The sequence below is a fragment of the Mycobacteroides chelonae genome (assembly GCF_016767715.1).
GTDB lineage: Bacteria > Actinomycetota > Actinomycetes > Mycobacteriales > Mycobacteriaceae > Mycobacterium > Mycobacterium gwanakae.
Genome location: NZ_CP050145.1, coordinates 2,555,414 through 2,575,659, shown reverse-complemented (window position 1 = coordinate 2,575,659; position 20,246 = coordinate 2,555,414). Strand labels below are relative to the sequence as shown.

Annotated in this window: 22 protein-coding genes and 1 pseudogene; 15 read left to right on the top strand and 8 right to left on the bottom strand. The window is 62.3% G+C overall.

The features are described from left to right. Positions 1-16: 16 nt before the first annotated feature. From HBA99_RS12650 to HBA99_RS12635, 4 genes are read left to right on the top strand one after another with little or no spacing between them, the layout of a single operon-like run. Complete coding sequence (locus tag HBA99_RS12650; protein ID WP_070930844.1) at positions 17-640, top strand: class I SAM-dependent methyltransferase; 624 nt, start codon at positions 17-19, stop codon at positions 638-640. Then, positions 630-1,523 carry a DUF1295 domain-containing protein gene (locus HBA99_RS12645; RefSeq protein WP_412458097.1) on the top strand — a complete coding sequence of 298 codons (894 nt, stop codon included), beginning with the start codon at positions 630-632 and terminating at the stop codon, positions 1,521-1,523. The genes HBA99_RS12650 and HBA99_RS12645 overlap by 11 nt, the downstream gene beginning before the upstream one ends. Then, positions 1,520-2,680, top strand: a complete 1,161-nt coding sequence (locus tag HBA99_RS12640) for an FAD-dependent oxidoreductase (protein ID WP_070924198.1) — start codon at positions 1,520-1,522, stop codon at positions 2,678-2,680. Before HBA99_RS12645 ends, HBA99_RS12640 begins: the two co-directional genes overlap by 4 nt. A gap of 4 nt (positions 2,681-2,684) precedes the next feature. Beyond that, positions 2,685-3,098, top strand: a complete 414-nt coding sequence (locus HBA99_RS12635; RefSeq protein WP_070924197.1) for a cupin domain-containing protein — start codon at positions 2,685-2,687, stop codon at positions 3,096-3,098. 5 nt (positions 3,099-3,103) lie between these two features. Here the strand turns inward: HBA99_RS12635 and HBA99_RS12630 are convergent, their stop codons facing one another. Beyond that, complete coding sequence (locus HBA99_RS12630) at positions 3,104-4,924, bottom strand: amidohydrolase (RefSeq protein WP_070952495.1); 1,821 nt, start codon at positions 4,922-4,924, stop codon at positions 3,104-3,106. 19 nt (positions 4,925-4,943) lie between these two features. After that, positions 4,944-5,396 carry a TIGR03618 family F420-dependent PPOX class oxidoreductase gene (locus HBA99_RS12625; RefSeq protein WP_070924195.1) on the bottom strand — a complete coding sequence of 151 codons (453 nt, stop codon included), beginning with the start codon at positions 5,394-5,396 and terminating at the stop codon, positions 4,944-4,946. A gap of 161 nt (positions 5,397-5,557) precedes the next feature. Here HBA99_RS12625 and HBA99_RS12620 point away from each other — a divergent pair, with 161 nt between their 5' ends. From HBA99_RS12620 to HBA99_RS12605, 4 genes are read left to right on the top strand one after another with little or no spacing between them, the layout of a single operon-like run. Next, entirely contained in the window at positions 5,558-6,238 is a 681-nt protein-coding gene (locus tag HBA99_RS12620; RefSeq protein ID WP_030097840.1) for a TetR/AcrR family transcriptional regulator, read from the top strand. A 14-nt stretch (positions 6,239-6,252) separates the two neighbouring features. Continuing rightward, entirely contained in the window at positions 6,253-7,230 is a 978-nt protein-coding gene (locus HBA99_RS12615; RefSeq protein ID WP_070924194.1) for an SDR family NAD(P)-dependent oxidoreductase, read from the top strand. Beyond that, positions 7,220-8,872, top strand: a complete 1,653-nt coding sequence (locus tag HBA99_RS12610) for an AMP-binding protein (RefSeq protein WP_070924193.1) — start codon at positions 7,220-7,222, stop codon at positions 8,870-8,872. The genes HBA99_RS12615 and HBA99_RS12610 overlap by 11 nt, the downstream gene beginning before the upstream one ends. A gap of 24 nt (positions 8,873-8,896) precedes the next feature. Further along, a complete protein-coding gene (locus HBA99_RS12605) occupies positions 8,897-10,051 on the top strand; it encodes a lipase family protein (RefSeq protein WP_070952494.1) in 1,155 nt (384 codons plus the stop codon). Positions 10,052-10,086: 35 nt separating this feature from the next. Here HBA99_RS12605 and HBA99_RS12600 read toward each other — a convergent pair whose 3' ends face one another. Then, complete coding sequence (locus tag HBA99_RS12600) at positions 10,087-11,445, bottom strand: amino acid permease (protein WP_070924191.1); 1,359 nt, start codon at positions 11,443-11,445, stop codon at positions 10,087-10,089. Between the two features lie 165 nt (positions 11,446-11,610). On the opposite strand from HBA99_RS12600, the gene HBA99_RS12595 reads away from it, so the two are divergent. Then, a complete protein-coding gene (locus HBA99_RS12595; RefSeq protein WP_412457879.1) occupies positions 11,611-12,315 on the top strand; it encodes a GAF and ANTAR domain-containing protein in 705 nt (234 codons plus the stop codon). A 12-nt stretch (positions 12,316-12,327) separates the two neighbouring features. Here HBA99_RS12595 and HBA99_RS12590 read toward each other — a convergent pair whose 3' ends face one another. Both HBA99_RS12590 and HBA99_RS25115 read right to left on the bottom strand, forming a co-directional pair. After that, complete coding sequence (locus HBA99_RS12590; protein WP_070924190.1) at positions 12,328-12,648, bottom strand: hemophore-related protein; 321 nt, start codon at positions 12,646-12,648, stop codon at positions 12,328-12,330. 25 nt (positions 12,649-12,673) lie between these two features. Beyond that, positions 12,674-13,057: a hypothetical protein gene (locus HBA99_RS25115; RefSeq protein ID WP_079378706.1), complete on the bottom strand. Its 384-nt coding sequence runs from the start codon at positions 13,055-13,057 to the stop codon at positions 12,674-12,676. 51 nt (positions 13,058-13,108) lie between these two features. Here HBA99_RS25115 and HBA99_RS12580 point away from each other — a divergent pair, with 51 nt between their 5' ends. Further along, complete coding sequence (locus HBA99_RS12580) at positions 13,109-13,642, top strand: DUF6328 family protein (RefSeq protein WP_070924189.1); 534 nt, start codon at positions 13,109-13,111, stop codon at positions 13,640-13,642. 94 nt (positions 13,643-13,736) lie between these two features. Continuing rightward, the gene (locus tag HBA99_RS12575) at positions 13,737-15,845 is read left to right on the top strand and encodes a catalase (RefSeq protein ID WP_070952620.1); all 2,109 of its coding nucleotides are present in this window, start codon (positions 13,737-13,739) and stop codon (positions 15,843-15,845) included. Positions 15,846-15,978: 133 nt separating this feature from the next. Here the strand turns inward: HBA99_RS12575 and HBA99_RS12570 are convergent. Then, a pseudogene (locus tag HBA99_RS12570) lies at positions 15,979-16,245 on the bottom strand (ornithine decarboxylase); the annotation flags it as partial. Between the two features lie 84 nt (positions 16,246-16,329). Between HBA99_RS12570 and HBA99_RS12565 the strand changes: the two are divergent. The 4 genes from HBA99_RS12565 (at position 16,330) to HBA99_RS12550 (ending at position 18,465) form a co-directional block, all read left to right on the top strand. Then, positions 16,330-16,698 (top strand): hypothetical protein, encoded by a 369-nt coding sequence (locus tag HBA99_RS12565; protein WP_070952493.1) that lies wholly within the window; start codon positions 16,330-16,332, stop codon positions 16,696-16,698. A 120-nt stretch (positions 16,699-16,818) separates the two neighbouring features. Beyond that, a complete protein-coding gene (usfY, locus tag HBA99_RS12560; protein ID WP_070924186.1) occupies positions 16,819-17,118 on the top strand; it encodes a protein UsfY in 300 nt (99 codons plus the stop codon). Between the two features lie 106 nt (positions 17,119-17,224). Then, positions 17,225-17,659, top strand: a complete 435-nt coding sequence (locus HBA99_RS12555; protein ID WP_070952492.1) for a low affinity iron permease family protein — start codon at positions 17,225-17,227, stop codon at positions 17,657-17,659. A 350-nt stretch (positions 17,660-18,009) separates the two neighbouring features. Beyond that, positions 18,010-18,465: an ATP-binding protein gene (locus HBA99_RS12550; protein WP_070924115.1), complete on the top strand. Its 456-nt coding sequence runs from the start codon at positions 18,010-18,012 to the stop codon at positions 18,463-18,465. Positions 18,466-18,490: 25 nt separating this feature from the next. Here HBA99_RS12550 and HBA99_RS12545 read toward each other — a convergent pair whose 3' ends face one another. Next, entirely contained in the window at positions 18,491-18,913 is a 423-nt protein-coding gene (locus HBA99_RS12545; protein WP_070924114.1) for an STAS domain-containing protein, read from the bottom strand. A 459-nt stretch (positions 18,914-19,372) separates the two neighbouring features. Then, on the bottom strand, positions 19,373-20,191 hold the full coding sequence (locus HBA99_RS12540) for a SigB/SigF/SigG family RNA polymerase sigma factor (RefSeq protein ID WP_070924131.1): 819 nt from the start codon (positions 20,189-20,191) through the stop codon (positions 19,373-19,375). Positions 20,192-20,246: the final 55 nt, after the last annotated feature.

Sequence of the window (20,246 nt, the reverse complement as noted above, 5' to 3'; positions counted from 1 at the left end):
TTGCGACAATGGCTGCATGGTTGAGCAGAGCCTCTGGATGCAGAAAGTCGCGGCCAATCCGAACCATTCGCATTGGTACATCGAGCGGTTTCGCGCCATGGCGCGTGAGGGTGCGGATTTGGCGGGCGAAGCTCGCTTTGTGGACGCGATGGTTCCTCGTGGCGCCCGGGTCCTCGACGCCGGGTGTGGCTCCGGCCGGGTGGGCGGGTTTCTGGCGGCCGCCGGTCACTGCGTGGTCGGCGTCGACGTCGACCCGGTGCTCATCGAGGCGGCCGAGCAGGACCATCCCGGTTCACGGTGGATCGTCAGCGATCTCGCCGACCTCGACCTGCCGTCGGCCGGTATCGCCGAGCCATTTGACGTCATCGTGTCAGCGGGCAATGTGATGGCGTTTCTCGCCCCGAGCACACGGGTTCAGGTGTTGAAACGCCTGCGCGGACACCTCGCGGAAGATGGCCGCGCGGTGATCGGCTTCGGCGCCGGCCGTGACTACGAGTTCGCTCGATTCCTCGACGACGCTGCCGAAGCAGGTCTCGCTCCGGACCTCCTGCTGTCCACCTGGGACCTGAGGCCCTTCACCGATGACTCGGACTTTCTTGTCGCACTGTTGCGAAGGGACAACACCCCGCGTGAGCTCTGAAGCCATCGTCCGAAGCAAGTCACAATCGTTGGTGCTCGTGACCATCGCCTATCTCATCGCCGTGGGCGTGGCCGCCGGCTGGCTCATCTGGGGTCCAGCTACCGGCCGCATGTGGCTGGACACGTTGATCGCCGATGTGCTGGCCACGGTGGTGATATTCGTCTTCAGCAGGCTGTACCGCAATTCGAGCTTCTACGACGCCTATTGGAGCGTGATACCCCCGCTGCTGCTGGTCTACTGGTGGAGTCAGTCCGGGGTACATGAGTTGCGTTGTTGGCTCATCGCGATGGTGATCGCGCTGTGGGCAGTGCGCCTCACCGCCAACTGGGTGTATTCGTTCCCTGGGCTGCACCATGAGGATTGGCGCTACCCGATGCTGCGCGCCAGCGCCGGCCGATGGAGCTTCCTGGCCGATCTGGTCGCCATCCATCTCATCCCCACACTGCTGGTCTTTCTCGGGATGGTGCCGGCGTATGTCGCGGTAACGCGCCCCGTCGGCGACCTGGTCTGGCTGACGACGATCGCGTGTCTGGTTGGCCTCGCGGCTGTAGCTCTGGAGCTGGTCGCCGATGTGCAGATGCACCGCTTCACCGGCAACCGTCGTCCCGGTGAGGTGATGGACCGCGGCCTGTGGTCATGGTCTCGGCATCCAAACTATTTCGGAGAGTTCAGCTTCTGGCTCTCCCTAGCACTCTTCGGTATTGCGGTCTCCCCCGCTGATGCGTGGTGGCTATGCCTCGGCGCCGCGGGCATGTTGGGGATGTTCCTGGGCTCGAGCATCCCGATGATGGAGCAGCGCAGCCTGCAGCGGCGGCCCGAGTACCGAGATGTCATCGCACGGGTATCCCGATTTGTGCCCCGCCCTCCACGGAAATCGGCGTGAGCCGCAGACGGGTCCTTATCGCCGGGCTCGGCGACAGCGGCCTGCTCACGGCGATCCGGCTCGCCCGCCACAGCGATGTTGTCGGAATCTCCGCCAAACCCGGGTTGGTCAGTGGCCAAGAGTTAGGGATACGGCTTTCACGCCCCGACGAATGGGCACGGAACTACTGGGTGCCGTTTGACCGGTTCCACAGACTGGACCGTGTCCGTACCGTGCATGCCCGGCTCACCGGCGTCGACTTCAGCGCCCGAACAGTTTTCGCCCACAGCAGTAACGGCGTATCGCTTGCGGAACCATACGACACTTTGGTCATCTCGACCGGTGTCAGTAACGGCTTCTGGCGACAGCCCACACTGCAGTCCAATGTCGAGGTCGCTGCGGAGCTGCGCGCGGCGCACCTGCGACTGGCCGCGGCGGGCACGGTAACCGTCATCGGTGGAGGGGCAGCCGCTGTGAGCAGCGCGGCCAACATCGCGATCACATGGCCCAACCTGCGTGTCGACCTGTATTTCCCTGGTGAGCGTGCGCTCACACAGCACTCGCCGCGAGTATGGCACCGGATTCGGCAGCGGCTCAACGACCTCCGCGTGGGGCTGCACCCCGGACACCGTGCACTCATCCCCGACGGATTCACCGGCAACCGAATCACCGGCGAGCCGGTTGAATGGATTTCCGGGCAGTCTCCGGTCTCCTCCGATGCGGTGCTGTGGGCGATCGGCCGGGTCCAACCCAATACAGAATGGCTGCCCGACGAGGTACTCGACCAACACGGATTTGTCCGTGTGACGCCACAACTGCAGGTTCCCGGCTACCCCGACGTCTTCGCCGTCGGAGACGTCGCGGCCACCGATGCGCTACGCACCTCGGCTCGCAATCGAGCTGACCGGCTGGTGGCTCACAATGTTCGCGCCGGAGTATCCGGGCGGCCTTTACGTACCTACCGCCCACCCAGGTACCGGTGGGGCTCGGTTCTCGGCGTACAGCCCGACGGGCTGGAAGTCTTCGCCCCCTCCGGTCACGCCTTCCGCTTCCCCGCGTGGTCGATCGAGCGCGTACTGCAACCCTGGATCATCAAACGCGGTATCTACCATGGCATCCGCGACAACACGGCGCCGCCGTCGGGCGTCGGCACACTCAAGCCTCTCCGGAAGGATTGACCGCATGAACATCGGCAGCACGATCGTGATGGGCGCATGTGCCGGGCTGGCGACACTCGCCGCGGCGTGCGGGTCATCTACCCCCGTGTCCGAACGTGAGCCGGTGAGCCGCACCGACTTACAGCGCCATGATCTGAGCATCCCGGGCCGCGAGGCACTACAGACACGTGTCGATTTTCAGCCGGGAGCCACGGCTGCCCGCCACAAGCATCCCGGCGAGGAGATCATCTACGTGCTCAAGGGCACGCTGGTCTACGACATCGACGGTCAGGGTTCACAGAGCGTCACCGCCGGAGATGTCCTTTTCGTCCCCGCCGAGACGTTCCATTCCGTTCGCAATATCGGTGATGACGAAGGTTCAGAACTGGCAACCTACATCGTCGACAAGGACAAGCCGCTCTTGGTACTGGCTAAGTAGGCCGGTCAGTGCTTGATCTCGTGACGGATCTGGCCGTCCATCATCGTCATCGTGACCGTCGCCTTGTGGATGTCGTGTGGGTCTCCCTCAAGGATGTTGCGGTCGAGCACGATGAGATCGGCGAGCTTGCCGACCTCCACCGAGCCGACCTTGTTCTCCATCCGGATCTGGTGCGCGGCACCCAGCGTATTAGCCTGCACCGCCTGCGCCGCCAACAACTTCTGGTCGGTGGGGCCGAGCACCGCGGCATTCGGGTCACCGATCAGCTGACGGGTCACACCGATCTGGATTGATTCGAGTGGCTTGTAGGTGGAGAAGTACCCCGCCGCAGGCCAATCCGTTCCCAGTGACACTCTTCCGCCGGCGTGCAGTATGTCCTGGATCCGGTAGAAGTTGTCCTTGCGGGGCGCGCCATACCGGGCAGCCAGATTGACCACGGTGTCGGGGTCGGCGGAGAACCAGTTCGCGGACAACTGGGCTCCAACCCCAAGCTTGGCAAATCGGGCGTTGTCCGCGTCATCGACATAGATCAGGTGCGCGATTGTATGCCGGCGGTCCCGGGCGGGATTCTTGGCGATCGCCGCCTCAAACGCATCCAGTGCCGCCCGCACCGTGCGCTCCCCGCACGCGTGCACATGCATGTCGATACCCGCAGCATCAATCTGGCCGACCAGCTGGCCCCACTGCTGCTCGGTGAACGGTGACGTTCCGATCGAATCGGGTTTGTCCGCATAAGGATCGAGCAACCAGGCGGTGTAGCCGCCTTGGGTGCCGTCGCCCATGATCTTGATCATCCCCACCTGAACGAGGTCGCTCGCGATCTCGTCACGAGTCTGGGTGAACATCGCTACCGCATCATCGAAGGGAGGCGCCTTCACAACATAGGACGCCACCACGCGGAAAGGTAACGCGCCCCTGCGCTCAATGTCGTTGTACAGCCCAAGAAACGCCGCCTGACTCCCGACCGGAGGAACACCGGCATCGAACACCGACGTGATGCCGGCCGCAGCCGCATGGGGCAGCCAGTCCTCAAGTGCTCGCTGCATGCTCTCAGCGGTAACCGGTTCGATGGCATCGATCAGGTCAAGCATCGCGCTGATCTCCAGGATGTAGCCCCTCGGCTCGCCCTTGCCATCTTTTGCGTAGTAGCTGAAGCCTGGGACCGGGTCGGGCGTATCTCGATGTATGCCAGCGACTTCCAGGGCCTTACTGTTGGCCCACATGCTGTGCGCATCGACGGCGAAGAAGAAGCCGGGCCGGTCCGGCAGGACACTGTCCAATTCTTGACGGGTCGGCCCCTCCGGCCCGAACATGTCGATACGCCAGCCAAATCCGCGTATCGGCCCATCCGGATTCTCCTTGGCGTACTTGGCAATAGCCGCCAGTGCCTCTTGTTTGGTCGAAACTTGCAGATTCACGCCGCTGCTGAGGAAGGCACCGAAGAACGGATGAATGTGCCCCTCCACAAACCCGGGCATGAGCAGCTTGCCGTCCAAATCGATGACGCGGGTGCCCAGGCCCACCATCGCCATCGCGCCCGCCTCATCACCAACATGTCTGATGGTATTGCCCTTCACGGCAACCGCTTCGGCCCATTCCTGAGGCCCGGACACTGTGTAGACGCGGCCGTTTCGGAAGACGAAATCCGCCTCGGCATTGTCGGGGTTGGTACTACCTGACGTGGACGACGAATCGGCCCCTGTAGAGCATGCGGCGACGGCGCCCGCCCCGAGCGCCACCGCGGCCGCAGCGCGCAGCGCCGTCCGGCGGGTGGCCTTCGTGCTCAACGACGAGAAATGCGGCGCCCACTCGCATGCGATACACATATCTGCACAATATTGCGGGCTATCCCGGCGCGGGATTGGAATAGACGCGGCCGGGCGCGATGAGAACTGCGGCGCGTCGTTCTTCGGCCATCACCCTGTCGTAGGTGTCCCAGTCGTCATGGGTACCGCCGGCCGCCTGGAAGATGTCGCGCAACAACAGCCTTAGCGTTTCCTCGTCGATACCGGCTTGTTGGTCGTCTGGGCCGATGATCTCGGCGACTCCCTCCACGGTCACCCACTGCCATCCGGCGCGCACCACGATGGTGGCCCGTGGGTCCGCCCGCAGGTGATCGAGCTTCCGGGTGCCCCCGGCCGCCACCAGCGCGACGGCTGGTTCACCAGTTCGGGGGTGGCGCATGACGCCGGCGTTGATCACCGATGACTGGACGCTGCCGTCGCTTCGAATCGTGCTGAGCACGCACAGCCCATGGTCACGATCGACCAGCTCGGCGAATGCGGATATGTCTGTCACGACTGAAATCCCTTCCATGTGCGGCCACGACGGGCGCAATTCCAACTGTAGGCCCCGATCGTCTCGAGGGCGCCAGAGATTTTGAATCTGATTCAGAAAGATCTTGACGCCCCTCTTCTCGATGACTACTTTCTGAATCAGATTCAAATACTGGAGGTGTCATGGTCGGCAACAAACGTGGTGTCGCCTCACGCGCCGCCCTGCTGGAGGCCGGTCGCGTTGCCTTCAGCACGCAGCGGTACGACGAGGTGTCGATCGTGGATCTGGCCCGCGCCCTTGGCGTGGCCGCGGGCTCGATCAGCTACCACTTCGGTGGTAAGCGCGGCTTCTACCTGGCCGTGGTCGAGCAGGCGGCCGACGAATTCTGGGGTGAACTCGTCCAGATGCGCGGTCCCGCGCTGGAGCGATTGTCCGAGGGTGTCGGCAAGTTTCTGGATCGGGCACAGCAGGAGCCCGGCGCCTTCGAGGCGCTCCTGGCCGACGTGTCCGATGCCGAAGTACGGCGTGTTCGTGAACAACATCGCCAACGTCTGGCACACGCCTTGGCCGTGGAGATCACGGGAACCGAATCGACGCCGGTGCTGCGTGCGGCGATCAGTGGCTGCCTCTCATTCATCGAGGGCATCGTGCTGCATTGGATGCATACCGACGAGATCTCCCGCGACACGGTTCGCGATCTGATCATGGCCAACTTCTTCGGCACTGTCCTGAGCGCCGTGCAATCGGACCCTGATATCGAACTCAGCCAACGTGTGGTCGATGCCGTGGTGTCCGATGCGCAACTACGAACTGTGCTCGCCGGCCTGGCCTCCATAAGTCCCTCAACTAACAACACCAAGTAACCGAAAGCACCGAGATGTCAACGATTTTGCCCACTGGGCCTTCCCCCGTCGTACACCATCCGATCGCACGCGCGGCCGCTTATCTGATCGGCCCGCGCGGTTTACGGGACATCGATCGGCTCCGCGGCGAGGTGGCGGGAAAGGTCGTCGTCGTCACCGGTGCCTCGTACGGGCTCGGCGCCGCCACCGCTGAACTCTTCGCGCAGGCCGGTGCGAGGGTGGTGCTGGCCGCACGATCCATGGAACAGCTCCGGATGGTTGCCTCCGGTATCGCCGAAAGGGGCGGCGAGGCAGCGGTTTACCCACTCGACTTGACATCCGAAGCCTCGATCACAGAGTTCGCCGAGGCTATACTCCATGATTTCGGTGCGATCGACTATCTGGTCCACAACGCCGGTAAATCACTGCGCCGGTCGATACACCTCTCCTACGACAGGCCCAAAGACGTCAACGCGACATCGGGCGCCAACTACGTGGGGCCCATGAGGCTCACCCTGGCGCTGCTACCCGGTATGCGTGCCCGGGGAACCGGCCATATCGTCAACGTCTCGACAGTGGGCGTGATGTTCGGGGTGGTACCCAAGTGGGGCTTCTACCTGTCGTCCAAGGCCGCGTTCGACATCTGGATGCGGGCCGTCGGAATGGAAGCCCGCGGCGATGGGGTGACCCTGACAACTTTCTACGCAGGTCTGATGCATACCCGGATGAGCGCACCGAGCCGGTGGATGCGGCTGCTTCCGGGACAGACCCCCCTTGATGCGGCGCGCGTGATCGCCCGCGCCGTCGTGGACAAACCCAGAACGTTGACGCCGGTGTACGGGCATCCCTCCGCGATATTGGCTCCGGTGCTGCGCTTTCCGATGGAACCGATCCTCGGTTTCGTCTATCGGCGATTGGGTGATACCCAGGCCTCCCTGTCAAGGGTGACCGCAGGCCGGCCGGCACCAACTCATGTCCAGACATCGGACCCGGTGGGTGCTCATGCCGAATGAGTTCAGGCAAAGCCTCAGGCAGTGGGCTGCCGCGGTGCCTGCGGCGCTCACCTCAGGCGCGCTCACCCCGATGGGTCCACGGGCCGTCGCCGCACTTGCCCGCGCCCTCTGCCAGTACGGGCCGACACCGGCACTGTTGTTGGCGGCCAGCGCGATTCGATTTCCCAACAGGGCTGCGCTGATCGACGAGGCGGGGCACATCACCTATCGCCAGTTGCATCAGCGCGCGGAGGCTATCGCCGCGGCCGTATACGCGCTGGCGCCTTCTGCCCCTACTTCGGTCGGGATCGTATGCCGCAACCATCGAGGATTCGCCGAGGCCATGCTGACCGGTGCACAGCTCGGGGCCGAACTCATCTTCATCAACACGGAACTGACTCCTCAACAGTTGCAGGCGATCCTGCAACGCCACGAACCGGACGTACTGATCTTCGATGCCGAGTACACCGAAGCGGTCGATGCCGCAAACTACCGTGGCCTGCGGGTCTTGGCGTGGCACGAGACCGCGGCCACAGATGGACTCCTGAGCTTGGATGCACTCGCGACACAAACGCACCCCAAGCCGCCACCGGTGCGCCGTCCGGTGAAACTCACCCTGCTCACTTCGGGCACCACCGGGCTGGCCAAGGGAGTGCCGCGCGCCGTCAAACCCCGACAGTTGGTGCTCATGTGTGTGACCGCGATGGCCACCGTGCGACTGCGATCCCGGGACAGGGTGCTGGTGGCACCACCGTTCTTCCACGGATTCGGATTGGCCGCACTGCTCGGGCCGTTGGCGCTCGGGGGCACCGTAGTCTGCCGACGCCGATTCGACGCCGCGCAAGCCATGAACGATATTGCGCGTCAACATGTCACGGTACTGTTCGCGGTGCCGGTCATGCTGCAGAGGCTGTTGACGGCGCTCCCGGAAATAGGCAGGCAAAACGCCCAAGGGCTGCCCTTGCGGATGATCGTCACTGGGGCGGCGCCGATATCACCGGCCACCGTCTCCGGCGTGCTGACAGCCTTCGGACCGATATTGGTGAACGGTTATGGATCCACCGAAGCCGGAGTGGTCGCGATCGCCTCCCCTGCGGACCTCGTTGCCGCACCGAATACTGCGGGGCGCAAGGCACTTGGAGTGTCCGTGCGCATCCTTGGAGACAACCGCCGAGAGGTTGAGGCCGGTAAAACGGGAATGATCTTCGTCCGTGGTGGCCTGGAGTACGAGGGCTACACGCCCGACAAAGCAGCGCACGCCGCTTCCAAGGAAGTCGTCGACGGGCATGTGAACACTGGCGATATGGGCCATTTCGACGCAGATGGCAGGCTGTACATCGACGGTCGCTCCGACGACATGATTGTCTCGGGTGGCGAGAACATATTCCCCGGGGAAGTCGAGGACCGACTCACGGCGCACCCCGCGATCGCGGATGCTGTCGTCATCGGCGTACCCGATGACGAATTCGGTCAGGTATTGCAGGCTTTCGTGGTTGCGGCGGCGGGGTCCTCAGCGCCCCGGGAGGACATGCTCAAGGCTCATGTTCGGGAGGGTCTCGAGCGCTACAAGGTTCCGAAACGGTTCGTTGTTCTTGACGAGATACCTCGCAATGCCAGTGGCAAAGTACTTCGTGCACAACTACATTCACCCGACGCTTCATAGCCGCACCACCACCGAAGGACAACGATGTCTCATACCCCGGCCACCCGCCGAGCGCGTGATCGGTTCTACGATCCGCCCGCTCTCGACAACACCGGATCTCCCGGCGATCTACTGCGTGCCACGCCCATGGCCGCGCGTGTCTTCCCCGGAGTCAGGATGCGCACCCAGGCCTGGCGCGTGCTGTATCGATCGACGACCGCCACCGGCACCCCTATCGCGGTATCCGGTGTCGTGCTCATCCCCGATGCTCCCGCCCCGATGACTGCACGGCCTTTACTCGGATTCGCCCCGGGCAGCCAGGGTCTGGCGCGCTCTGCCACCGTGTCTCGCCTACTTGCACTCGGCCTGGAGTACGAGGCCCCCTTCCTCACCGCGGCCGTACGGCGCGGTTGGGTAGTGGCCGTCACCGACTATCCGGGGCTCGGCACCCCTGGCGTGCATCCCTATGTCGTCGGAAAAACAAACGGACGCGCGCTTTTGGACATCATGCGCGCCGCAAGACAACTACCACAGGCCGATCTCGAGCCGCAGGGCCCGGCAGGCATATACGGCTACTCCGAGGGCGGCAACACTGCCGGCTGGGCCGCGCAGTTGCAGCCCAGCTACGCACCTGACATGCCGCTGCGTGCTGCGGCCGTCGGCGCGGCTCCGGTAGATTTCCCCGAACTCGCCAGCGAACTGGACGGTGGACTTTTCGCCTTTCTCCTGCTGTACAGCGGGATTGGGCTCGACAGCAGCTATCCCGAACTGCGATTGCATGACTACCTCAACCGAGGCGGGCGGCTGGTCACCGCAGTGTTGCGACGGACCCATATTGTCGCCGCAATTGTTCTGGGCCTGCTGCTACCCAAGAATCGACAGCGCTATCTCGCGGGTGCGGACCCCTTTGTCGAGCCGGGATGGGTCACGCAACTGCACGACAACAGCCTGGGACACCTGGCGCCCGCAGCTCCGGTGTTGGTGGGCACCGGACGGCAAGATCAGGTGATTCCCTACCGTCAGGCCGAGCTGTTGGTGCAGCGGTGGAGCGCTCTCGGTGTCGACGTGCGCGAGCATCCGATTCGTTTCGGTGAGCACCTCACCGCTGCACCACAATTCGCGAAGGCAGGATTCGCATTTCTCTCCGATCATTTCGGTCGCGCCGAAGCAAGCGCACCCACGGTGAGGGAAGCGGGATGATTCGGATACCGCGAGGCGTGGGGCGTTAATCTCGCCTACGCAACCCGGCGCGACATGCGATACCCGGCCGCGAGCAGTAGAAGCCACACCGCACCGACGATGAGCGCAACGCGGGTATCGGCACTGAAGCCCAGCAGGATCATGACGAAGACCAGAAATCCGGTCGCGAACACCTGCAGGTACGGCCAGGCCGGTACCGGGAAGCTCGGACCCGATAGATCGCCAGCGCCCGTTTGTGACCGGAACCTGAAGTGGGACAGAAGGATCATCAGCCAGACGAAGATCGTTGCAAAGGTGGCAACCGAGGCGATGATGACGAAAACACGTTCCTCTATCGCATAGTTCAACACCACGCCGACGAGCAAGGCCGCCGTCATGACGACCACGGTCATCCACGGGACGCCGTTACGCGATACCCGCCGCATGATCGCGGGTGCCTGTCCTCGCTGAGCCATGCCGTAGATCATTCGTCCAGCGGCGAAGACATCACTGTTGATCGCCGACAATGCCGCCGTCACCACAATGACATTCAGGACGGTCGCCGCTGACGTAAGCCCCAACCCCTCGAATATCTGGACAAACGGGCTGCTGTTCGAATCGATGGAGCGCCAGGGATTCAGGGACATGATGACGGCGAGCGTCAAAACATAGAAAAGCATGATGCGTATGGGAACTGTGTTGATGGCCCGGGGAATCGTGTGCGCCGGGTCCTTGGCCTCACCCGCAGTGATTCCGATGATCTCGGTGCCTCCGAACGCGAACATCACGATCATGAAGCTGCCCAAGAAGCCTGCCAACCCGTTGGGAAAGAAGCCGCCGTCATTCCACAGATTGGCGATACCGTGCTGCGCCTCATGCCCGGTAGATGTCCCCCACAGCAAGATCGCGATGCCACCACCGATCATCGCCACAATGGCAAGCACCTTGACGAGGCTGAGCCAGAACTCGACTTCCCCGAACACCTTGACGCTGAGCAGATTTATCGCACCGATGAAGAAGATGATCGAGAGGACCCAGATCCAGCGTGGCACGCCCGGGAACCAGAACCCCATGTACACACCGAACGCGGTGACATCGGCCAGGCAGACGACGACCATCTCCAGGGCGTACGTCCAGCCGGTGAGAAACCCGGCCAGCGGGCCCATGTATTGCGTCGCGTATTCGCCGAATGATCCGGCAACCGGGCTGCGCACCGCCATCTCCCCCAGCGACCGCAACACGATGTAGATGACAGCCCCGCCCAGCAGGTACGCCAGCAGAACCGAGGGGCCCGCCTGCCTGATCGCTTCGGCCGATCCGTAGAACAGACCCGTCCCAATGGCCGAACCCAATGCGATGAAGCGGATGTGGCGCGCGGAGAGCCCTCGCGTCAGCGTCTCCGACGTGCTGTTCACAGGGCGAGCTCCTATCGCGTGGCCTATTCGGGGTTATGAGATAACCGGGAAGTTAGCCGAGTTTAGGTGCTCGGCCGCTGGTCGTAGTCATCGGAGCTGATCGACCTGACGCTGTGACTCCCATGTGGCAGGAGAATCACGCTAACCCGGCTGCCAGCTGGCACGATGGTCATCGTGACCGACGACCCTGTTCCTGGCGCATTCAGCGCGAAGATGGCTGATGCCGCCCGCCGCATGCAACAAGAGCATTCCAGCGTCGAGATGACGCTCCAATCGATCACCACCGCGGCTCTGGAGAATGTGCCCGGTGTTGAGCAGGCCGGCATCACCCTGGTGACCGGTCAGTACACCATCGAATCCCGGGCAGCGACCTCGGAGGTGCCCCGCATTCTCGACGAGATACAACAGAAGCTGCGCGAAGGGCCCTGTGTCCAATCTGCGTGGGAGCATGAAACGGTGTACGCCGAGGACCTGGCCAAGTCCACACGCTGGCCGGAATTCGCGAAGGCCGCAGTCAAGCTCGGTGTGCGATCAATGTTGTCTTTCCAGTTGTTCACGCATGGGGAAAACCTTGGGGCGCTGAATCTCTACTCGCAGAGCGCCCAGGCATTCGGCGCGGATTCGTATGACGCCGGCCTTGCGCTGGCCACCCACGCGGCGATCGTGCTCGTGGCTGCGCAACGCGAATCACAGTGGGTCTCGGCTCTAGCCTCCCGCGACATCATCGGGCAAGCCAAGGGAATGCTGATGGAGCGGTTCGCTATCGATGCCGCCCAGGCCTTCACGCTGATACGGCAGTTATCTCAGGAGTCCAACACCAAGCTGGTGGACGTGGCCCGTGCCATCGTCGATGATCGCCCCTCGCGTTGACGCGCGCCATCGTCAGACTGTCTTGCACTCCTGCCGCTTCTTGTCGATGGGCGCCATGATGTCCTGAAGTTCCCGGTCCTGTTGGGGGTGGGCGCCAAAGTACGCCTTGATATTCGCTGCCCCAACCGATTCGGGCTGCGTGTAGGCCTGCGTGATCACCTCGTTGGCCTGGGGATACTTCGCAAAATAGACACTCAGGGCGTTGTCAGCCGCGCGGATCGTCTGCGTGACGCTCTCCGGGCTGCAGTCTGTCGATGCATGTGCGACCGGTGCGCCGACCAACGCTGATGCCGCCGAGATGACAAGGGCTGCAAGGATAGTCTTGTTACTCACGCCATGACCTCCTCTCTCGGATCGATCAGGGTACGTTCACGCACCCCACATTGGGGATGCATCCGCTTCCACCGCCCGGCCCACCGGAGCCAGTCGGACCGCCGGGGATGCTTCCGGCGCCGCCTTCTGGTCCACCGCCGCCAGTCGGACCGCCGGGGATGCTTCCCGCACCCCCGCCCGGGCCGCCGCCGCCGGTGGGGCCGCCGGGAATGCTCCCGGCGCCACCCTCAGGTCCGCCTCCGCCCGTCGGCCCACCTGGCACGCTGCCGCTGCCGCCGGGCGCCGGGGGTGTTTGAGTGGTGGTGCCGACGCTAGAAGCGGCCGTATCGCTACCGCAGCCAACTAGCGAAGCAATCACCGCCATGGAGCTGATGACGACACTCACTGAATTTCTGGCTTTCGTATGCATACATTGCCTCTACCCGGGTTTCGCCCGGCTCAAACGGGGAACCATCGATAGGTGGACGCCGACCACCCGGAAAACGACCAGCAGTGGGACGCAAGGGCGCGCCACGAGAATGTGACCGAACGGCTTGACCGGAACTGGGCCAGTCTTTTGCAGGAACTGCGGGTCCTGGAAACCGGCGTCCAATTGTTGACCGGCCTGCTGCTCACACTCCCCTTCCAACAGCGCTTCATCGTGCTCGATCACCCGATGCGGTTGGTCTATCTCGCCACGGTGGCTTGCTCGGTTGTGTCCACAGTGCTGTTGGTGGCACCCGTTGGCATGCACCGGGTGCTGTTCCGCCGCCACCGCCTAGCCGTGCTTGTCTCTGCGGCACACCGGTTGGCGTTCGCCGGTCTGCTGGCACTGGGGCTGGCCATGGTCGGGGTCACCGACATCGTCTTCGACACCGTCTCGGGCCGGCGTGTCGGCATCGCTTCGGGTGCCGTCGCACTCGTTGCGTTCGGCTTCTGCTGGCTCGTGTTGCCGCTCATCCTTCGTTCGAGAAGTACCTCCCGAACGCGGCCTGGACCGCGGCTTCCCTTGTAGCAGAACCATTGCGGCCCGGACGACCCTGCGACGTTTGTTCATGCTGCGAGCGGGGTACCCGGCCGCAGTACTTTCGCGCCAAAAGGAGACCACAGTGGACAGCACGCCGAACCCGAAACAGGAACAGCTGGATACAGCTCGAGTGGGCCGTGGCTCCGGGTATCTCACCACACAGCAAGGTGTTCGCATCGATAACACCGATGACGCCCTTGCGGCGGGCGCCCGCGGACCAACACTTTTAGAAGACTTCCATGCCCGGGAGAAGGTCACCCATTTCGATCACGAAAGGATTCCCGAGCGAGTTGTACATGCACGGGGCGCCGGCGCCTACGGCTACTTCGAACCCTATGACGACTGGCTCACGGAGTTCACTGCCGCGAAGTTCCTCACCACACCAGGACAGCGAACACCGCTGTTTGTGCGTTTCTCGACGGTGGCAGGTTCACGTGGCTCCGCTGACACCGTGCGGGACGTGCGCGGGTTCGCGACGAAATTTTATACGCCGCAAGGAAACTACGATTTGGTGGGAAACAACTTCCCGGTCTTCTTCATCCAGGACGGCATCAAATTTCCAGATTTCGTCCATGCGGTGAAACCCGAGCCCGACAACGAGATCCCCCAGGCCGCATCAGCCCACGACACATTGTGGGATTTCGTCTCCCTGCAGCCCGAGACACTGCACGCCATCATGTGGTTGATGTCCGATAGAGCCCTGCCGCGCAGCTACCGCATGATGCAGGGGTTCGGTGTCCACACCTTCCGACTGGTCAATGAGTCAGGCGAAGGCGTCTTCGTCAAGTTCCACTGGCAGCCCACCCTCGGCGTTCATTCCCTGCTGTGGGACGAGTGCCAACAGATCGCGGGTAAGGATCCTGATTACAACCGGCGTGATCTATGGGACGCCATCGAGTCGGGCCAATACCCTGAGTGGGAGCTCGGTGTACAGCTCGTACCGGAATCCGACGAATTCGGATTCCCGTTTGATCTGCTTGACGCAACGAAAATCATTCCCGAAGAGCAGGTTCCGGTACAGCCCGTGGGACGTATGGTCCTCAATCGCAACCCGGACAACTTCTTCGCCGAGACCGAGCAGGTGGCCTTCCATACCGCGAACGTCGTCCCCGGTATCGACTTCACCAACGACCCGCTCTTACAGTTTCGAAACTTCTCGTACTTGGATACTCAGTTGATCCGGCTGGGCGGTCCCAATTTCGCGCAACTGCCGATCAACCGCCCGACTGCTGAAGTCGACAACAATCAGCGGGACGGTTTCGCCCAGCACGATATCCCGCAAGGCAAAACGAGCTACTCCAAGAACAGCCTCGGCGCAGGTTGCCCGGCGCTCGCGCAGGACGGTGTCTTCCGTCACTACACGGAGCGGGTCGACGGCCACAAGATTCGCGAACGCGCTGAGAGTTTCAAGGACTACTACAGCCAGCCGAGAATGTTCTGGCGAAGCATGTCGGTAATCGAAGCCGAACACATTGTTTCCGCATTCGCCTTTGAGCTCGGGAAGGTGAGTCCGCACAACGACATCCGCGCGCGTACGGTCGATCAGCTCAATCTCATTGACAATGAGCTGGCATCCGAAGTGGCATTGCGGCTCGGTTTACCCTGTCCTGCGATGCAATCTGTTGACGACGTTCTTCCGGCTTCGCCGGCCCTGTCGCAGCTCGCCATGTCGCCCGACACCATCGCGACCCGCCGCATCGCGATCTTGGCCGCCGACGGAGTGGACGTGCGCGGTGTCGAGTGGCTGCGGACGGTGCTGCATCAGAACAATGCCGTCGCCGAGGTGCTTGCACCGACCGCGGGAGGCACCTTGACCGGAGAATTCGGCGGTGAGCTGGCCGTGGATCGTGCCATGACGACCATGGCCTCCGTCTTGTACGACGCGGTTGTCGTGCCATCCGGTGTCGGATCGGCGGGGCGGCTCGCACGCAATGGGTATGCCGTGCACTTCGTCTCCGAGGCATACAAACATCTCAAGCCGATTGCGGCGTTCGGCGCGGGCCTAGACGTCCTACGCGCCGCTTCGGTTGTCGAGACGCTCGCCACCACCACCGAAGTCGTCGAGGAGGACGGAGTGGTGACGACAACCGCGGAGGATGACACGCTGCCGACCGAGTTCGCGACAGCCTTCGTAGCCGCGATCAGTCGTCACCGCACGTGGGAACGCGAGACCGAAATGATCCCCGCGTAGTTTCGTACATGCTCGCGCGGGTAGTAGTGCCAGAGAACATCGCTCGCCGACTTGATATCCGCGGTGGGCCCAGCAAGCCACCTGGCGAAAGTGAGGCCGACCGTGCCATGCGCCGGTCGGCCTCACTTCCTTCCCCGCAGTCCCATCTACTTCCAGGCCGCCGGCGCCCGTGGGGCTGCGCGGCGACCGCCTCGTCGACTATCAGGGGCTTGCCGCGACGGTGGCAGACCCGCGCGATCCCGCCGATATCTGCGCATGTGCCGTACGGACTGGGGCTGACGATCAAAGCGCCGGCGGCCTGAGGGTGCTCCCGCCACGTCTGCTCAACCTGTTCTGGTGATGGTGGATGCGAGATGCGCCGCTGTGTATCCCACCGTGGGGTGATCCATCTGCTGCTAACTACTCACCAACGCGTTCCCCAGTAGGAGTTTGACCACGCGCCGTCCGGGAAGTCTGCTCACGCGGGACCCAGGGAAGGGCGCAGATGAACGCTCCGATGTATAGCGACAGAACACGAAAGTCACGGGATAAGAAGGCTTTCGGAAAAGCGGTCTGGTTCAGCGGCGTGGTCGTGGTGGCTGCCGGAATCACCCTGATCACGTCCGTGATGTGGATGGGACAGTATTCGATCAGTCTGGACGTCGATGAGGCGCTTTGCGGACGGCACGGCACGCCAATGATTGCGCTGGCCTCGCCGGCGGTGCTCTTGATTGGCGGGATTGTTGCGTTTGTCCAGACCTACCGAAGCTGGAAGCGGCGGGAGAGCTGGTGGATCTGGCAGGGCGCCGGCTGGTTCCTGCTGTTGCTCATGGTGGTTAACCTCATGCTGGCCGGACGGATGATGACGACCTAACCACACCCCCGAGTTTGATCAACGGGATCGCGGGTATTGCTGAGGCATGACCATTGTCCGGAAGCCATCTCGCACGGTAGCAACGGAATACCGTCATACCCCTGGCCATTAGGAGACCGCATGCACAAGTCAGCTGACGACCCAGTGGATCATGCCCGCACGTTTCGCCCACACGCCGGCGAGGCTTTGACGGACAGAGCGTCCTGGCCAGGATTGGCGCTCATCGCGTTCGGTATCACCGTGGTGGTGCTGGGACTCACTGCGGCCGGCTATCGGTACTACGGCTGGGCATCGATTGCAGGCGTTTCGGCCTTCGTATTCTTCGTTCTTGGGTGGCTCTGGCTCCACATCGAACGCAAACGCGTCCGTGAAATGGAAGACGCTTGGCACCAGGAACATTCGGAACCACGACACGATTGAACAAAGCCGGCCAGTAGGGAATCGCGCTCTCGCGCCTGGCGCCGCCCGACTGTTTAACTAGTTACCGCTTGGGGTAATTCGGGCGAGAAGCAGGAGGAGCGTAGCGATGCGTAGTGGCGCCCACCCGGACGGTCCAGTCGTGTATCCGTCCGAGGTGAACCAGCGGCTTTCCGCATTCGACAAGTTCGCGACGCTGATGTCCGGATATGTCTCGCAACCATGGTTCTTTGTGATGTGCGTGCTGATCGTGGTGCTGTGGGCCCCCACGTTCATCTTGTTCAACATCGACACCTGGCAGCTGATCATCAACACGCTGACCACCATCATTACCTTCCTGCTGGTCGCACTTTTACAGAACACGCAAAGACGATCAGACAATGCGGTACAGCAGAAGCTCAACGGGATCGCCGACGGATTGGCCGACATCGCCGATGCGCTGGGACAGATGAACCCGAACTTGGCGCAGAAATTGAGCCGAGACCGTGCGGATCTGCTGGACGCAGTGGGGCTTGAGGAACACGAGAGCACCGACTCCTCATGAGTCGCGCAATCGATGATTGAGTCCATGGCTCACGGGGTAGGTCACATCTATCATGAAGGTGCAAGCACTGCAGAAGGGCCGCGAATTGCGTTGCCGCAAGGCGGGCTTATCCATTTTTGCCAGTGAGACGCGCCCCTTCTCCACGCGAACGCGATGCAAGCCGCCTCACAAGAACGATCAGCGATCAGCTATCCCGGCCTGTATGGCAGCAGAAGAAGACGTATGCTGACGTTACCTACCTACATCGGCAACGCGGAGAGTTTGGCGTGGATGCCGAACGGCTACGTGCAGGTATTGGTTGTGCGCCGATGATCCGGGTAATCTCGAACGCAGGAAATGTTGGGAGAGATATGACCGAGACTGACTCCACTGAATCCGGCAGTCATGCGGGCGATCGGTCTCTCACGCTCCAAATAGCTGCTCGGCTAGATAATCTGGCGATGATACGTACCGTCGTAGGCGCGGCCGCAACGTTCGACGATGTCGACATGGATACGGCGGCTGACCTGAAACTAGCCACTGACGAAGCGTGCACTCGGCTGATCCGGGCGTCGGTATCCGAGGCCACGCTGACCGTTCGGTTGGATTTTCATTCAGATCGTCTGGGCATCGTGGCGTTTACGCAGTGCCTAACCGGTGACGTGTTTCCGATCGACAGCTTCAGCTGGCATGTCCTCAGATCGCTGGTAGACCACATCGAAGTATTCGAGCGGGACCCCTCGGCTGATGAGGCTGGTCGTATCGTCGGCATAACGATGAGCACGGGACGGCACACCACCGCGACAGTGCACGTGGCCCACGGTTAACTATCTCAGAAACAACACTTTTCGACTACAGCGCCAACTTACTCCAGACCTCAGGTATCGAATCGCTCAGTGGGAAAGTACTACTGTCCCCGCCGATGTCGAGCAGCTTGGCCACCGCACGTCCGGGAATCACCGACCAGTCGATCCCTTCCATCGCACAGTGGCGGCGTATCTCGTCGAGTGCCACCAAGCCGTCGGTTCCGAAGAACCGCAGCCCTTCAAGATCGAGCACCAAAGCGCGGTGCCCGTCCAGATAGCGCGTTGCATACTCCGTCAGGTGACCGGCGTTGACCGCGTCGATCTCACCCGTGACGCGCACGAGGATCGCAGACGGACGGTGCCAGTGAGCCGTGAACGCCGCAGTGTCGTCCGTTGATGAAAACAGGGAAATAACACCGGTTTTGGATCGAGCCGCGAAACGTGATGCATTTTGGTCAATGATAGACATGTATGACTCCATCGATCGAAGTGTGCATTCTTCGGATCGGAGACACCAGGCTACTAGCCCGATATAGAAGCCCGACGCTGCACTGGCATCTACAGATCCTGCGCGGCTGTGGACTCAACCTGATGATGACGCTACGCCGACTCGCGTTCGTGCACAATGCTTCTAGCTGCCGCGATGCCCCAACGCAAACATGGGCGTCCTACCCGGTCAGGTGTTTACGCTGTAAAGCTAATTTTGATGACCATGAGCCTGATCGGGTTCGTTGGCCCGAATGCTCGGCATGAGTGCCACAAGTGGGCAGTACCCGACCCCGGGAGCGTTCAGCGGATAGCCTTGCCGCACGAAGCCTGCGAAGCGTTGTAAAAGTCGCAGTACGTCCACGATTCACCTCCAGCATGTGGCGCTGGACATACACATACCCGGCGATGACGCTATTCAATCCACCGAAACGCTTTTGACCTACTGCAACTGTTCCCGGAGATGCCGCAGGGTGTCACTGAGGATCCGCGACACGTGCATCTGGGATACGCCGATCTGGTCGGCGATCTGACTCTGGGTCATGCCTTTGAAGAATCGAAGTTCGAGGACTGCGCGCTCGCGACGCGGCAACCCCGCCAACAGCGGGCGTACCGCCTCGCGATTGGTGACGTGTTCCAGCGCCGGGTCGATGCCACCGAGCAGGTCACCCACATGCTTGGACTCGTCATCTCCGTGGGTCAGAGGCGCCTCGATCGACTGTGGCTGATAGGCATCAGCAGCGACCAGGCTCTCAACGACGTCCTCCCGGCTGATGTCCAGCTCCGCTGCCAACTCGCTGGCTGTGGGCGCACGCTGCAGCGCCTGGGTCAGTTCCGCGGTAGCCCTGGCAATCTGGACATGCCTGTCCCGGATCGCACGCGGCACATGCATTGACCACCCGTGATCGCGGAAATACCGACGCACCTCCCCCATCATGGTGGGAACAGCGAAACCCAGGAAATTCGCACCCTTTTCGGGGTCAAAGCGGTTGACCGCATTCATTAATCCGACCCGCGCGACTTGAACCAGGTCCTCGAGGTCGACGCCACGGCGATCGAAATGGCGTGCGACATTGTCTGCCAGCGGTAAGCATCTGGTCACAATCTGCTCGCGGCCACGTTGATACGCGGCGCCATCGGACGGCATGCCAACGAGGGCCAGGAACATATCAGGAACATCCGAATAGTCGTCGGCCGCACCGCCCGGTTTCGGTTTAGCCGCCGGGCGCCCGGTATCCGGAACATCCACAGGGCATTCCATATAGTGAACCCTCTCAACGCTGTCCACGACGCAACTCGTTGCGGTTTGGCCGATC

Excerpts from the sequence above, each read along its gene's own strand:
- HBA99_RS12650 (WP_070930844.1), top strand. The coding sequence starts at position 17 with ATGGTTGAGCAGAGCCTCTGGATGCAGAAAGTCGCGGCCAATCCGAAC.
- HBA99_RS12635 (WP_070924197.1), top strand. The coding sequence starts at position 2,685 with ATGAACATCGGCAGCACGATCGTGATGGGCGCATGTGCCGGGCTGGCG.
- HBA99_RS12630 (WP_070952495.1), bottom strand. The coding sequence starts at position 4,924 with ATGTGTATCGCATGCGAGTGGGCGCCGCATTTCTCGTCGTTGAGCACG.
- HBA99_RS12620 (WP_030097840.1), top strand. The coding sequence starts at position 5,558 with ATGGTCGGCAACAAACGTGGTGTCGCCTCACGCGCCGCCCTGCTGGAG.
- HBA99_RS12615 (WP_070924194.1), top strand. The coding sequence starts at position 6,253 with ATGTCAACGATTTTGCCCACTGGGCCTTCCCCCGTCGTACACCATCCG.
- HBA99_RS12610 (WP_070924193.1), top strand. The coding sequence starts at position 7,220 with ATGCCGAATGAGTTCAGGCAAAGCCTCAGGCAGTGGGCTGCCGCGGTG.
- HBA99_RS12605 (WP_070952494.1), top strand. The coding sequence starts at position 8,897 with ATGTCTCATACCCCGGCCACCCGCCGAGCGCGTGATCGGTTCTACGAT.
- HBA99_RS12595 (WP_412457879.1), top strand. The coding sequence starts at position 11,611 with ATGGTCATCGTGACCGACGACCCTGTTCCTGGCGCATTCAGCGCGAAG.
- HBA99_RS25115 (WP_079378706.1), bottom strand. The coding sequence starts at position 13,057 with ATGCATACGAAAGCCAGAAATTCAGTGAGTGTCGTCATCAGCTCCATG.
- HBA99_RS12565 (WP_070952493.1), top strand. The coding sequence starts at position 16,330 with ATGAACGCTCCGATGTATAGCGACAGAACACGAAAGTCACGGGATAAG.
- usfY (WP_070924186.1), top strand. The coding sequence starts at position 16,819 with ATGCACAAGTCAGCTGACGACCCAGTGGATCATGCCCGCACGTTTCGC.
- HBA99_RS12555 (WP_070952492.1), top strand. The coding sequence starts at position 17,225 with ATGCGTAGTGGCGCCCACCCGGACGGTCCAGTCGTGTATCCGTCCGAG.
- HBA99_RS12550 (WP_070924115.1), top strand. The coding sequence starts at position 18,010 with ATGACCGAGACTGACTCCACTGAATCCGGCAGTCATGCGGGCGATCGG.
- HBA99_RS12545 (WP_070924114.1), bottom strand. The coding sequence starts at position 18,913 with ATGTCTATCATTGACCAAAATGCATCACGTTTCGCGGCTCGATCCAAA.
- HBA99_RS12540 (WP_070924131.1), bottom strand. The coding sequence starts at position 20,191 with ATGGAATGCCCTGTGGATGTTCCGGATACCGGGCGCCCGGCGGCTAAA.